This window comes from Streptomyces sp. NPDC048172 (assembly GCF_043202595.1).
Classification (GTDB): domain Bacteria; phylum Actinomycetota; class Actinomycetes; order Streptomycetales; family Streptomycetaceae; genus Streptomyces.
On record NZ_JBIDAT010000006.1, the window covers coordinates 153,105 to 166,369 of the forward strand.

General features: G+C 72.1%; 11 protein-coding genes. 3 read left to right on the forward strand and 8 right to left on the reverse strand.

What is annotated here, in order from left to right; all coding sequences use genetic code 11:
• Positions 1-27 precede the first annotated feature (27 nt).
• Entirely contained in the window at positions 28-1,251 is a 1,224-nt protein-coding gene (locus ACGF3A_RS26395) for a hypothetical protein (RefSeq protein WP_393732805.1), read from the reverse strand.
• A 100-nt stretch (positions 1,252-1,351) separates the two neighbouring features.
• Between ACGF3A_RS26395 and ACGF3A_RS26400 the strand changes: the two genes are divergently transcribed.
• The gene (locus ACGF3A_RS26400; RefSeq protein ID WP_393732806.1) at positions 1,352-2,233 is read left to right on the forward strand and encodes a hypothetical protein; all 882 of its coding nucleotides are present in this window, start codon (positions 1,352-1,354) and stop codon (positions 2,231-2,233) included.
• 182 nt (positions 2,234-2,415) lie between these two features.
• Entirely contained in the window at positions 2,416-4,224 is a 1,809-nt protein-coding gene (locus tag ACGF3A_RS26405; RefSeq protein WP_393732807.1) for a serine/threonine-protein kinase, read from the forward strand.
• A 15-nt stretch (positions 4,225-4,239) separates the two neighbouring features.
• Here ACGF3A_RS26405 and ACGF3A_RS26410 read toward each other — a convergent pair whose 3' ends face one another.
• The 7 genes from ACGF3A_RS26410 to ACGF3A_RS26440 all read right to left on the reverse strand — a co-directional run bounded on the left by ACGF3A_RS26410 (position 4,240) and on the right by ACGF3A_RS26440 (position 12,132).
• Complete coding sequence (locus tag ACGF3A_RS26410; protein ID WP_393732808.1) at positions 4,240-5,925, reverse strand: cytochrome bc complex cytochrome b subunit; 1,686 nt, start codon at positions 5,923-5,925, stop codon at positions 4,240-4,242.
• Between the two features lie 58 nt (positions 5,926-5,983).
• A complete protein-coding gene (locus ACGF3A_RS26415; protein ID WP_393732809.1) occupies positions 5,984-7,009 on the reverse strand; it encodes an ABC transporter substrate-binding protein in 1,026 nt (341 codons plus the stop codon).
• Complete coding sequence (locus ACGF3A_RS26420) at positions 7,006-7,806, reverse strand: ABC transporter ATP-binding protein (protein ID WP_393732810.1); 801 nt, start codon at positions 7,804-7,806, stop codon at positions 7,006-7,008. The genes ACGF3A_RS26415 and ACGF3A_RS26420 overlap by 4 nt, the downstream gene beginning before the upstream one ends.
• Positions 7,807-7,808: 2 nt before the next feature.
• On the reverse strand, positions 7,809-8,828 hold the full coding sequence (locus ACGF3A_RS26425; RefSeq protein ID WP_393733385.1) for a FecCD family ABC transporter permease: 1,020 nt from the start codon (positions 8,826-8,828) through the stop codon (positions 7,809-7,811).
• Positions 8,829-8,953: 125 nt separating this feature from the next.
• Positions 8,954-10,252: an MFS transporter gene (locus ACGF3A_RS26430; protein WP_393732811.1), complete on the reverse strand. Its 1,299-nt coding sequence runs from the start codon at positions 10,250-10,252 to the stop codon at positions 8,954-8,956.
• Positions 10,249-11,073 carry a Rossmann-like domain-containing protein gene (locus tag ACGF3A_RS26435; protein WP_393732812.1) on the reverse strand — a complete coding sequence of 275 codons (825 nt, stop codon included), beginning with the start codon at positions 11,071-11,073 and terminating at the stop codon, positions 10,249-10,251. The genes ACGF3A_RS26430 and ACGF3A_RS26435 overlap by 4 nt, the downstream gene beginning before the upstream one ends.
• A gap of 54 nt (positions 11,074-11,127) precedes the next feature.
• On the reverse strand, positions 11,128-12,132 hold the full coding sequence (locus tag ACGF3A_RS26440) for a pyridoxal-phosphate dependent enzyme (RefSeq protein ID WP_393732813.1): 1,005 nt from the start codon (positions 12,130-12,132) through the stop codon (positions 11,128-11,130).
• A gap of 120 nt (positions 12,133-12,252) precedes the next feature.
• On the opposite strand from ACGF3A_RS26440, the gene ACGF3A_RS26445 reads away from it, so the two are divergent.
• The gene (locus ACGF3A_RS26445; RefSeq protein WP_393732814.1) at positions 12,253-13,173 is read left to right on the forward strand and encodes a kinase; all 921 of its coding nucleotides are present in this window, start codon (positions 12,253-12,255) and stop codon (positions 13,171-13,173) included.
• Positions 13,174-13,265: the final 92 nt, after the last annotated feature.

A 13,265-nucleotide genomic window follows, 5' to 3' on the forward strand; every position in this document is an offset into this window, starting at 1 on the left:
CTCGTGGGACGACCCCCGCCCCGTCCGCTAGGCGTCGTCGCCCGGAGCCGGAGCCGAGGCCGGAGCCGGAGCCGGAGTCGGGGCCGCCGAGGACCGGAGCTCGGAGATGCAGTCGTTGATCGCCTTCTGCAGGGTCTCCAGCTGTTCGAGCAGCTCCTCCTCGTACAGGTCCGCCGCATCGTCGAGAGTCAGCTCCTCGAACGCCTTGGCGGCCTTGCGCACCTTGCCCTGGAACCGCGCCCGGCGCTCGTGGGCGCGCAGTTGCGGGTCGCTCTCCACGGCCTCGGTGACGAGCGAACGTACGGCCTTCTGCGCGTCGGCGACATAGGGCGCCTCGTCCTCCTCGTCCAGGCCCTCGATGAGCGAGAGGTGCTGCTTCGCCTCGGCGACGACGTGCTCGGGCGCGGGCACCCGGTCGCCGCTGGGCGTGGTCATCTCGCCGTTGTCGATGAGGTCCCGGACGAACTCGACCGAGGTGGCCGTACGGGCCGCCGCCGCCACCGTCTTGGACAGCTCGCCGGTGCGCGCGATGTCCTTGGCCAGGTCCTCGCCCAGCTCCGGGTCGTCCTCCAGCCGGTCCAGCAGCGCGTGCCGGGCCGCCTGCGCGGTGCCCGGGTCGGCGAGGATCGCCGCGCGCAGCGCCGTCGGGTTCTCCGCGACCTCCAGGGCCTTGGTCGGCCGGATGCCCTCCGCCTCGGCCACCGCGGAGATCGCCTGGCCCCGGGGCGATTCGCCGCTGGAGCGTGACGTGTAGTAACCGAGCCATACGTCCGCGTCCGGCAGGTCGATGTCCACGCCGGGGACGAGCGCCTCGAAGACCGGGACCACGCCGTCGTCGGCGGCCCGGTCCCAGGCGCGGTAGAAGCGCATCACGCGCTCCGGCGAGCAGCCCGCGAGCCGCGCGAACTCCTTCGCCGACACCTTCGCCGCCGGTCCGCCCGCCTCCCCCGCGGGCACGCCGCCGGGCCGGACGCTCCGCGCGACCATCAGCGCGAAGGTCCAGCCGCCGGTCCGCGCGAACGCGCCGAACTCCCGCGCGTCGCGCCGTACGGCATCGCTGCCGCCTTCGCCGTCGCCGTCACCGGCTTCCGGGACGGCGGGCGCGGGGATCACGGGGTCCGCGGGGCTCGCGGGAGGCGTGCTGCTCTGCTCCTCGTCGAGGGGCTCCGTCCACACGTTCTCGTCCAGCGCCGGAGTGACCTCCTCGGCGGAGGTCTCGGGGGCGAGTGCGGTGTCCGGGGTCGTGGTCATAGGAACTCCGTCGGGTGCGTGTACGTGACCCCCCGATTCTCCGTCACCGCCGCAGGCGGACGGCACAGGTCCCCCCCCGTCGTGTCCTAGGCTCGCCGTCATGAGCGACGGGAGACTGATGCCGCTGCTGCCTGCTCTGGGCGATCGGCGGGACGCGGGGCGGGCGGAGAAGGAACTGACCGCGAGGGGCAGGGCCGCCGTGCCGGAGTTGCTGGCCCTCCGCCGTGAGGGCCCCGGCCGCCTGCGTCGGCATGCGCTGCACGCGCTCGCTGTGCTGGGCGCCTGCGACGAACTGACCGACCGCGACCGGTCGGCGCTGGAGCGGCTGGTGCGGATCAAGCTGCTCGACGACCGGCCTTCGGACACGCACTGGCCCTTCACCTGGGTCGCGGTCCCGGCCGCGGCCTACGAAGGGGTCTTCCCCGCACTGGGCCTGCACGACCGGATCCCGGCGACGATGGCGATGGGCATGTCGGGGATCAGGCACGACCGGGCCGAACTGCCAGGGCCCGGCGACGAGGGGCTGACGGCGTACCGGGCCTTCGTCACACCGGAGTTCTCCGGCTGGCGGCTGGTGTTCGGCCGGCCGGTGTGGCGCTCCGACCAGAACGGCCTGCTGGAACGGCTCAGCGAGCACTGCCGAGAGGCCCACTACTACGAGCACGACGGCTACGACGACGCCCACAGCTGGGCGATCGCCGAACGCGGCAGGCTGATCCGCTCGCACGGCACGTACCGCGAACCGCAGTGGACGGGCGAGCCCCTGCCGTGGGAGGAGCCGCAGACCGAGGACCCGCTCTGGGAGCCGGGCATGTACGAGCACAACGCCTCCTGCGAGTGGAACGCGAACGGCGTCGCCCAACGGGTGACGGTCGACCCGGAAGAGATCGACGAGGAGACACCGATGACCGGCCACGGCTGGCTGGCCGTGACAGAACCCGGCGTCGGCCACGGCCCGTTTCCCGGAGCACTGACCATCTGAAGGTGCCCCGCGCCCCTCCGGCAAGATCGGCCACTCGGGTCAAGTTGCCCTGGCGCTCGGTCACTTCACCCTGCTCACACGGCGCGCCCCGACTATCGTTGCCCCACACAACTGCAGTCACTGGGGGTCGGATGCACAGCGAGGGTCAGGCGGGGGACGGCTCGGAGGGAGCTCCGGGCACCATGATCGCCCACCGCTACCGGCTGGAGAGGCCGCTGGGCCGGGGCGGGATGGGCGTGGTGTGGGAGGCCCTCGACACGAGCCTCGACCGGAAGGTGGCGGTGAAGGGCCTGCTCCATCCCGGCCTGCGCCCCGACGCGGCCCCCGACACGCGCGCGCAGTGGGTGAGCCGCGCGCGCCGCGAGGCGCAGGCCATCGCCAGGATCGAGCATCAGAACGTGGTCGCCGTGCACGACGTGATCGAGGACGGCGAGCAGGTCTGGATCGTGATGGAGCTGCTCAGCTCCCGCTCCCTGGCCGACCTGCTGACCGAGCAGCGGCAGCTCGCGGTGCCGCACGCGGCGCGCATCGGCCTCCAGGTGCTGCGCGGGCTGATCGCCGTGCACCAGGCCGGGGTGGTCCACCGCGATGTGAAGCCCCACAACATCCTGTTCCGGCCCGACGGGCGCGCGCTCCTCATGGACTTCGGGATCGCCACCTTCGAGGGCGCCGTGCAGGTCACCCGGACCCACGAGATCATCGGCACGGCGCAGTACCTGGCGCCCGAGCTGCTGGTCCGCTCCTCGGACGGGCCGCACGCCGCGACCCCCGCCTCCGACCTGTGGGCGCTCGGCGTCACGCTCTACGAGATGGTCGAGGGCCGCCGCCCCTTCGAGGGCATGGCGGACCTCGAAGTCCTCATCTCCGTGAGCGAGTCGCCCGTTCCGGCGATGCGGTACGCGGGGCCGCTCGCGCCGCTCATCGAGGCGCTGCTGACCAAGGATCCCGCGCGGCGCCCGGACGCGGCCGAGGCGGAGCGGATGCTCCAGGCCGTCAAGGCGGACTCTCCCGAGCCGGACTCCCCCGGGCCGGACGCGCCCGCGGACCGCAGGGGCGCCGATCGCTGGAAGGTTCCCGTCGCCGTGCTCTGTACGGCGCTGCTCGCGACGGGCGCGTGGTTCGTCTGGGGGCAGCCGGACGGCTCGGGCGCGGCGGACACCCCCGCCTCGGACAAGGCCGGTGAGGCCCGCAAGGCCCGCGAGGCCGCGAAGAACGGTCAGGGCGAGAAGGGCACGCTCCTGGTCGGCGTCAAGTCCGACCAACCGGGGCTGAGCGTCCAGAAGGGCAAGAACTTCGAGGGCTTCGAGCCGGGCCTGGCGCGGCGGATCGGCGAGGACATGGGGTACGAGAAGGTCGAATTCGTCCCCGTCACCACGAGCCACCGGGCCCGCATGCTGCGCCAGGGAGAGGTGGACGTCGTCATCGCGACGTACAGCATCAACGACAAGAGGAGCAAACGCGAGGGGGTGGAATTCGTCGGCCCCTATTACGTGGACAGCATGGGCATCCTGCTGAAGAACTCGAAGTTCACGAAACCCTCCCAGATCAAGAACTCCCCCACGTCCGAGGTGTGCACCGCGAGGAATTCCACGTACGACAAGGAGTGGTTCCGCGCGAACGGCTACACCCCGCAGAAGCACCTCCCGGACTCCTACGAGGCGTGTGTGAAGGACCTGGAGGACACGAGCACCAACATGGACGCGGTGGCCACGGACTATGTGATCGTCAAGGGGTACGAGTCCGAGCACCCGGGCTGGAAGGCCTTCCGTGAGGAAGGGGATTCGCAGCGGTACGGAGTGGCCGTCAAGGCGTCCTCGGACGAGAAGACCCGGCGCCTCAAGAAGGGCGTGTGCCGCGCCCTTTCCCGGATCATGCGGGAATCCGGCGGCACGTCGGGCTACGAGCAGCTCTACGACCGGCATCTGAAGCCGATCCTGGGCCCGAGCACGCGCCGCGCACCCGCACTCGACGCGTGCGAGGGCCTCCTTTAGCAGCCGCCACGCGGACTACGGCTCCTGGTCCCCGCCCCCGCCCCCCTTCTCCGCGCCGTGCAACTCCCGGTATTCGGTGGCCGTCGGCTTCGGGACGTGGGTGCTCTTTCCGTAGAGCCCCCGCGAGAGCAGGGCGCGGAAGCGGGTCGTACGGGGAATGCGGCGTTCCACTCCGTTCGTGTCGCGCGCCGCGCCCGCTTCGAGGGGTTGGGGCTGTTCGTGGGCGGTCAGTACGTGCCGCTCCTCCGCCGTGAGCGGGGCGTGCGCCTCGACGTACTCGCCGTGCGGCAGGCGCTTGATGACGCCGGTCTCGCGGCCGTGCAGGACCTTCTCGCGGTCGCGCCGCTGCAGGCCGAGGCAGAGGCGTTTGGTGACGAGGAAGACGGCGACGGGGACGACGAAGACCGCGACGCGCAGGGTCCAGGTGATCGTGTTGATGGACAGGTGCAGCTTGGCCGCTGCCACGTCGTTGCCGCCGCCCAGCAGGAAGAGCAGGTAGAGCGCCACCCAGGCGGCGCCGAGCCCCGTGCGCACCGGGCGGTTGCGGGGGCGGTCGAGGAGGTGGTGCTCGCGGCGGTCGCCGGTGACCCACGCCTCGATGAACGGGTAGACGCCGATGAGCACCAGCATCAGCGGGAAGACGACGATCGGGATGAACAGGCCCAGGGCGAGGGTGTGTCCGGCCACCCCGATCTCCCAGGCGGGCATGATGCGCACCATGCCCTCGGCGAAGCCCAGGTACCAGTCGGGCTGGGCGTTGGTGGAGACCTGGTCGGGCCGGTAGGGGCCGTAGGACCAGACGGGGTTGACCGTCACCGTCGCGGCGATGAGGGACAGCACGCCGAAGACGAGCATGAAGAAGCCCCCGGCCTTGGCCATGTAGACCGGCAGGAACGGGGCGCCGACGACGTTGCGTTCGGTCTTCCCGGGCCCGGGCCACTGCGTGTGCTTGTGGTAGAAGACCAGGATCAGGTGGACGACGACCAGGGCCAGCATCAGCCCGGGGATGAGCAGGATGTGCGCGGCGTAGAGCCGGGGGATGATCTCGCCGCTGTCGCCCGTGGGGAACTCCCCGCCGAAGAGGAAGAACGAGAGGTACGTGCCGACCACCGGCACCGAGAGCGTCGCGGCCTGTACGAGCCGCAGGCCGGTGCCGGAGAGCAGGTCGTCGGGGAGCGAGTAGCCGAACAGGCCCTCGAAGATGGCCAGCATCAGCAGCAGCCAGCCGATGAGCCAGTTGACCTCGCGCGGCTTGCGGAACGAGCCGGTGAAGAAGTGGCGCATCATATGGACGAACAGCCCGGCGATGAAGACGAGCGCGGCCCAGTGGTGGATCTGCCGGACCAGCAGCCCGCCGCGCACGTCGAAGCTGATGTCGAGCGTCGAGGCGTACGCCTCCGACATCCGCACGCCGTTGAGGGGGATGTAACTCCCGTCGTACACCACCTCGCCCATCGACGGCTGGAAGAAGAGGGTCAGGTAGATGCCGGTGAGGATGAGGACGACGAAGCTCCACAGGCAGACCTCGCCCAGCAGGAACGACCAGTGGTCGGGGAAGACCTTGCGGAGGTATTTCCGGCCGAGGCCGTAGATTCCCAGCCGGCCGTCGGCCCAGTCGGCCATCCGCTCGCCGGTGGACGCCGCCCCGCGTCCACCGGCGTGCGATGCTGAACCACCCGTCCCTGCCGTAGTCCCGGACATGCCACGCCTTTCGTAGGAGCCCTGCTCCTACGACGAGGGAGGCGCCCGGTCTGTGACATCAGCGGTCGAGTCCGCGCAGATATTTTCCGAACTTCTCCAGGCCGTCGATGTTGCGCGGCCCGCTGATGCCCTCGTTGTAGTCGAGGATGAAGAAGTTGTTCTTCCTGACGGCCGGAAGTTCCTTCGTGTGCGGGGACTTCTTCAGGAACTCGATCTTCTTCTTGGCGGGCTGGTCGCCGTAGTCGAGGATCATGATGACCTCGGGCTCGGACTTGGCGACGGACTCCCAGTTCACCTGCGTCCAGCGCTGGTCGAGTCCGGAGAAGACGTTCTTGCCGCCCGCCGACTCGATGATGTCGTCGGGCGGGACCTGGTTGCCCGCGGTGAAGGGCTGGTCGGTGCCCGAGTCGTAGAGGAAGACGGGCGTCCGGTCGCCCTTGGGCGCCTTCTTCTCGACGGTCCGTACGCGCTTCTTGAGGTCACCGACGACCTGGTCCGCCTTCTTCTCCACCCGGAAGATCTTCCCCAGCCGCTCCAGGTCGGTGTAGAGGGCCTTGAAGGGCGTGACCTTCTCCGGGTGCTTCGGGTAGTCGAAGCAGCTCTCGGTGTGCATGAAGCTCTGGATCCCGAGCTTGTCGAGGATCTCCGGGGTGATGCCCCGCTCGTCCTTGAAGCCGGAGTTCCAGCCCGCGACGACGAGGTCGGCCTTGGCGTCGACGACGAGCTCCTTGTTGAGGAGGTCGTCGCTGAGCATCTTCACCTCGGCGTAGTCGGACGCCCAGGGCGACTCCTTCACGGGCGGGTTCGCGGGCGGCATCACGTAGCCGTACACATGGTCGGCCAGGCCGAGGCTGAAGAGCTTGTCGGCGCTGCCGCCCTCGTAGGCGACGGCCCGCTTCGGGACGGTGTACGGGACGCGTTCGCCGCACCGCTTCACGCTGGTCTTCTTCGCCGCGGCCTTCCCGTCGTCCGAGGCGACGTCGGCGCCGCAGCCGCCGAGCAGCACGGTGGCGGCGAGCGCGGAGCCGAACGCGGAGCCGAGCGCGGCGGTGCGCCGCCGGACCGGGCGGAGGGGGAGGTTCATCGAGAGGCCTTTCCGAGGGTGGGGGTGGGGGTGGGGGTGAGCGCGTAGAGCAGCTGCGGGTCACCGGTGAGGGGGTGGGTGACGACGGTGGCCTCGACGCCGAAGACGTCCTGGACCAGTTCCGTGGTGAGGACGTCCCCGGGCGTGCCCCCGGCGACCAGGCGCCCCTCGCGGAGCACGCCGATGCGGTCGCAGGCGGCCGCGGCGAGGTTGAGGTCGTGCAGGACGACGAGGACGGTCGGCCCGGCGCCGCGCAGGTGCCGGAGCAGCTGGACCTGGTGGCGTACGTCGAGGTGGTTGGTCGGCTCGTCGAGAACGAGGATCTCGGGCTCCTGGACGAGCGCGCGGGCCAGCAGCACGCGCTGGCGCTCCCCGCCCGAGAGGGTGAGGACGCCGCGCCGGGCGAGGTGGCGGATGTCGAGCCGGTCCATCGCCCCTTCGCACAGCGCGCGTTCGCGGGCGCTGAGGGCCTGGTTGCCCTGGAGGTGGGGCGCCCGCCCGAGCGCGACGACCTCCTCGACGGTGAAGTCGAGGTCGACGGAGCCGTCCTGGGTCATGGCCGCGACGAGCTGCGCGCCGCGCCGCGCGGTCAGCCGGAAGAGGTCGTCGTCGCCCGCGCGGACGGTGCCCGAGCTGGGGCGCAGCGCCCGGTACACGCAGCGCAGCGCGGTGGACTTGCCGCTGCCGTTGGGCCCGACCAGGCCCACGACCTGGCCGCTGCCCACGTCCAGGGACAGTTCGTGCACGAGGCTCCGGCCGTCGGTGACGACCGTGATCCCGTCGAGTCGCAGCTCCATGCTCAACGCCCCCCGAAGACATAGCCCTTGCGCCGCATCAGCGCGATGAACACCGGGACGCCGACGAGCGCCGTGATCACGCCGAGCGGCAGCTCGCGCGGCGCGACGAGCGTCCGGGACACGAGATCGACCCAGACCATGAACAGGGCGCCCGCCAGCGGCGCGACGGCCAGCACCCGGGCGTGGGTGGCCCCGGCGACCATGCGCACCACGTGCGGCAGGACCAGCCCGACGAAGGCGATGGCGCCGCTGACCGCGACCATCACGCCGGTGATGAGCGAGACGAGGACGAGCAGGCCCTTGCGGTGCCGGTCGGGGCTGACGCCGAGGCTCACCGCGGTCTCGTCGCCGAGCGCGAGGACGTCCAGCGCGCGCCCGTAGCGGTGGAGGACGGCCAGCCCGAGCAGCACGACCGCGGCGACGACGGGCAGGGCGCCCCAGGTCGCGGCGCCGAAGCTGCCCATCGTCCAGTACAGGACCATGCTGGTCGCCTCGCTGTCCGGCGCGAAGTAGATGATGACGCTCATCACGGCCTGGAAGCCCAGCGACAGGGCCACGCCGGTCAGCACCAGCCGCAGCGGGGCGAGCGTGCCCCGGCTGGCGGACGCGGCGTACACCAGCAGCGAGGCGGCCAGCGCGCCGAGGAAGGCCCCGGCGGAGACCGCGTAGACGCCCAGCGCGGCCAGTCCCCCGGTGACGGTGACGCCGACGGCGCCCACCGAGGCGCCCGAGGAGACGCCGAGGACGAACGGGTCGGCGAGCGCGTTGCGCACCATCGCCTGGATGACGACGCCGACCGCGCTCAGCCCGGCCCCGACGAGCGCCGCGAGGAGCACGCGCGGGGTGCGGATCTGCCAGATGATCTGGTACGTCGTCACCTCGTCCGGCGCGATGCGTCCGCCGCTGAGCGCCGCCCACAGATAGCGCGCGGTCTCCCCCGGCGTGACGACGCTGGACCCCAGGCCGATGGCGACCACGACGGAGACGAGGAGCGCGGCGAGGAGCAGGGCGCAGGCCGCCAGCAGGCCCCGCCGGGTGGCGAGCCAGGCCCGTACGCCCCGGTCGGGCTCGGGGGCCTCGCGCGCAGGCGCGGAACTCGGCGGCACGGCAAGGGAGTTCTCCTCCCGCATGGGGACACGGGACGTGCTCACCGGCCGGCCCCTTCTCCCGCGCTCTCTCCCACGCTCTCCCCGTCGGCCGGGCCCGCGCGGAGCACGAGCGCGGCGGCCATCAGGGCGAGGAGGACCAGGGTGCCGAAGACGAGGGCGATGCCCGGGTATCCGGCCAGGCCGAGGCCCGCGCCGCCCACCGCGGCGCCGACGAAGACGCCGAGGCTCTGCCCCGCGGCGTTCAGGCTCAGCGCCGAGCCGCGCAGCGGCCCGCACCGGCGGACGAGGAGGCTCACGGCGCAGGCGGCGACCACGGCGTGGCTCGCCGCGTGGAGCGCGGTGAGGGCGAGGGCGAGCGGCAGCCAGTGCGTCACGTAGAAGCCGACGACGGAGAGGAGGGCCGCGACCAGCCCGGCGGCGAGCACGCGTTCGGTGCTGAAGCGGGGGCGCGCGGCGTTGGTGATCCGGCCGGTGAGGAGGTTGCTGACGAAGTACGCGGCGCCGCTCAGGGTCCAGACGAACGCGAAGAGCCCGGGGTCGAGCCGGAACCGGTCGTCGTAGAAGGCCGCGAGGTAGGAGAGGTAGCCCATGAACACGGCCGTGCGCAGCAGCGAGACGAGGAGCAGCGGCACCGCGCCGCGCCTGCCCGCGAGGGCCTTGAACGTGGCCAGATAGCTGAGGCGCCGCCCGTCCGCCTGCCGCTCCTCCTTCGCGCCCCTTTCGCCCCGTCCGTGTGCGACGAAGACGAGGGCGAGGAGGAGGGAGACGGCGGTGACGGCGACGAGGTCGCCCTTCCAGCCCCAGAAGAGGGCGGGCAGCGCCACGACCGGCGCGGCGAGCATCGCGGTCATCGACTGGGTCGCCGTGACCAGGGTGGCCGCCCGGCCCGCCGCCTTGCCCTCGCCGAAGCGGTCGGCGGCCGCGGCGGTGAGCGCCGGGTTGAGCACGGCCGTACTGGCGCCGATGAGCAGGCAGAAGACGGCGACGAGCAGGAAGTCGCCGCTCGCGCCGAGCGCCGCCGAGGCGCCCAGCGCGACGAGGGCGCCCGCCGCGGCCCACTCCTTGCGCACCCGGTCGATGAGCGGGGCGAGCGCGGTGCCGACCAGCAGTGCGGCGAGGCCGCCGAGTCCGCGCAGTCCGCCCATCGCCGCGACGCCGCTCCCGGCCTCGCGGGCGATGGGCACCAGATAGGTGCTGAAGATGGTGAACGGCAGCAGCCCGACCGCCGAGGCCAGGAGGACCGGCCACAGGGCGCGGGCCATCCGCAGGTCGCCGGGCAGGGCCTCGTCCGCGTCCTCGGCGCCCGCCGTCATGGTGTCCTTGCCGTCGACGCTCACGAGGCGGTCCCGGCGCGGTAGCGGTACATGACGGTCGGGTCGGCGCTGAACTGGGAGAAGGGGAAGGGCTCGGCGTTCACGGCGGTGACCCCGGAGGCCAGGAAGGCGCGGGCGACGGCGCTGCCGGTCTGCGCGTAGACGATCAGCGGCACGCCCTGCTCCCGGCAGTGTTCGAGGACGAGGTCGAACGTGCCGTTGCTCAGCGTCATTCCGGTGGCCACCACGGCGTCGGCCTCGGCGAGCACCTCGGTCATGTCGTCGGCGACGGGCTCGCCCCACTGGGTGGCCCGGAGGTTCAGGTCGCAGGGCAGACAAACGCCGCCCCGCTCGCGTACGGCCTCGACCAGCGGGTTGACCACGCCGATGAGCGCCACCTTCGCGCCGGGCGCGATGTCGAGGAGCCCCGCTATGGAGGCGTCGCGGGCCCGCGCGCGTACCTCAGGCGTCCCGGCGGGGAGCCGTACGGGCTCGGCACCGGCCGCCGCGCGGTGCGGGCGTGCCCGCGCGAGGTAGGCGTCGAGCGCGGCGGTGCGGACGGGGACCGACTCGTGGCCCAGGAGCTTGTCCAGGGAGTGGCCCGAGGCGTTCTCGCAGAGCCCGGGGGCGAGTTCACCGGCCTCGAAGGAGCTGGCGCCGAAGGAGTCTCCGGCGCGGAGGACGAGGTAGTGGTTGTGGTACGTGACGTCGCTCCCGGCCAGCCGGGTGGTGTGGTACAGCCAGAACGCGCTGGTGACGGCCAGGTCCTGGGGGTCGGGGCCGTAGGCGCCCGCCAGTACGGCGTCGGTGAGTTCGGCGACCGTCTGCGGGGTGGGGTGAGGCATGTCGGTTCTCTCGTCGTATGGGCGTTGCGGGGGTGCAGCGGGCAGTGGTGGCGCTCACGCCTCGCGCGTGGCGCGCAGTTCGGGCCAGGAGGCGGTCGACCAGGGGTGGCTCAACTCGTCGAGCGAGGAGATCTCGCGCGGCTTGAGGGTGTCGACGGCGGGCGCCTCCGCGTGGCGGGCGAAGGCGCTCTCGACGTAGCGGTGGCCGGTGTCGGCCGCGAGGAAGACGTACGTACGGGAGGGGTCCCGGCGGCGTTCCCAGCGGGTGGCCAGCCAGGCGGCGCCGGTGGAGAGCCCGGCGAAGATCCCGGCGGTGCGCAGGAGTTCGACGGCGCCGGAGAGGGCGCAGTCGAAGTTGACCCAGTGGATGCGGTCGTACAGCTCGTGGCGGACGTTCCGGAAGGCGATGGCGCTGCCGATCCCGGCGATGATCATGTCCGGGTCCGGCACGTCCTGCGAGCCGAACGTCACGCTGCCGAAGGGCTGTACGCCCACGAGCGTCACGTCCCTGCCGGTCTCGCGCAGATACGTGGCGAGGGCGCCGGTGGACGCGCCCGAGCCCACCCCGCCCACCAGGGCCAGCGGCCCGTCGGGCAGCTCGCGCGCCAACTGCCCGGCCACCTCGCGGTATCCGTAGTAGTGGATCTCGTCGTGGTACTGGCGCATCCAGTGGTACGAGGGGTTCGCCGCGAGGATCTCGGCGACGCGCCGCACGCGCAGCTCCTGGTCGAGCCGGAGGTTCCGCGACGGCTCGACCTGCTCCAGCGTGACGCCGAGGATCTCCAGCTGCACCCGCAGCGTGCGGTCCACGGTGCTGGAGCCCACGATGTGGCACTTCATCCCGTAGCGGTGGCAGGCGAGCGCGAGCGCCTGCGCGTAGATGCCGCTGGAGCTGTCGACGAGGGTGTCGCCGGGCCGGACGGCGCCGGATGCGAGCAGGTGCCGGACCGCGCCCAGGGCCGAGTAGACCTTCATCGTCTCGAACCGCAGGCAGGCCAGGCCGGGGCGCAGGGATATGAGGTCGGGAGCCTTGACCGCCTCCGCTATGTGCTCGTGCATGGGTCGAGAGCACACACTAAATGAAAATGATTGTCAAGACTGATAGTCTCGGCCGCGCCGATGCCGGGAGCACGAGGCTCCGGGAGCACCAAGCTCCGAGAGCACGAGGAGAGGGGTTCCGTGAAGTCGACGCAGTCGACCCAGCAGGCCGGGGTGGGCACCGCCTTCGGGACGTTCGGCGAACTGCTCCAGGGCGTACTGCCGGAGGAGGACGGCGACTTCCTCGTCACCCTCCCCGTCGCCCGGTGGACCAGGGCCGTCTTCCGCCCGTACGCCGGGGCGGGACCCGGCGAGCTGACGGTCCGGCAGCCGGGCAAGCGCAAGGCCCTGCGGCTGGCGCGCATGATCGCCGAGGAGGCGCCCCGGCCCGTGGGAGGAGAGCTGAGCGTCAGCAGCGTCATCCCCGAGGGCAAGGGGCTGGCCAGCTCCTCCGCCGACCTGGTCGCGACCGCGCGGGCGGTGGCGCGGGCCCTCGGCACGGAGATGCCCGCCGCCCGTATCGAGCGACTCCTCGCGCGCATCGAGCCCACCGACGGCGTGCTCTACCCCGGCATCGTCGCCTTCCACCACCGCGCCGTGCGGCTGCGCGGCACGCTCGGCTCCCTCCCGGCCATGGCCGTAGTGGGGATCGACGAGGGCGGCTCCGTCGACACGGTCGACTTCAACCGGGTCCCCAAGCCCTTCACGACCGCCGACCGGCACCGCTACGCGCGACTCCTGGACCGGCTCGCCCGCGCGGTACGCACCCACGACCTCGCGGAGGTCGGCCGGGTCGCGACCCGAAGCGCGCTGATGAACCAGGCGCTGCGGCACAAGTGGTCCCTGGACCCCCTACGGGACATCTGCCGCGACGTCGGCGGCCTGGGCGTCACCGTGGGCCACAGCGGTACGGCCCTGGGCGTGCTCCTGGACACCGCCGACCCGGCGTACACCCGCCGCGCGACCGCCGCCGCGCAGGCGTGCACGGAGCTGGCGGGGAACGTCGCGGTCTACCGGACGCTGAGCTTCCCGAACGCGCCCCGCCGCGCCGTACACGTGTGACCCTCATCCCCGGCAGGGTGCCGCCCCACCTCAGGGTGGAGACGGCGCTCATCCCCAGGCCGGACGATCAACCGGCCCGAACGGCCCTAGTG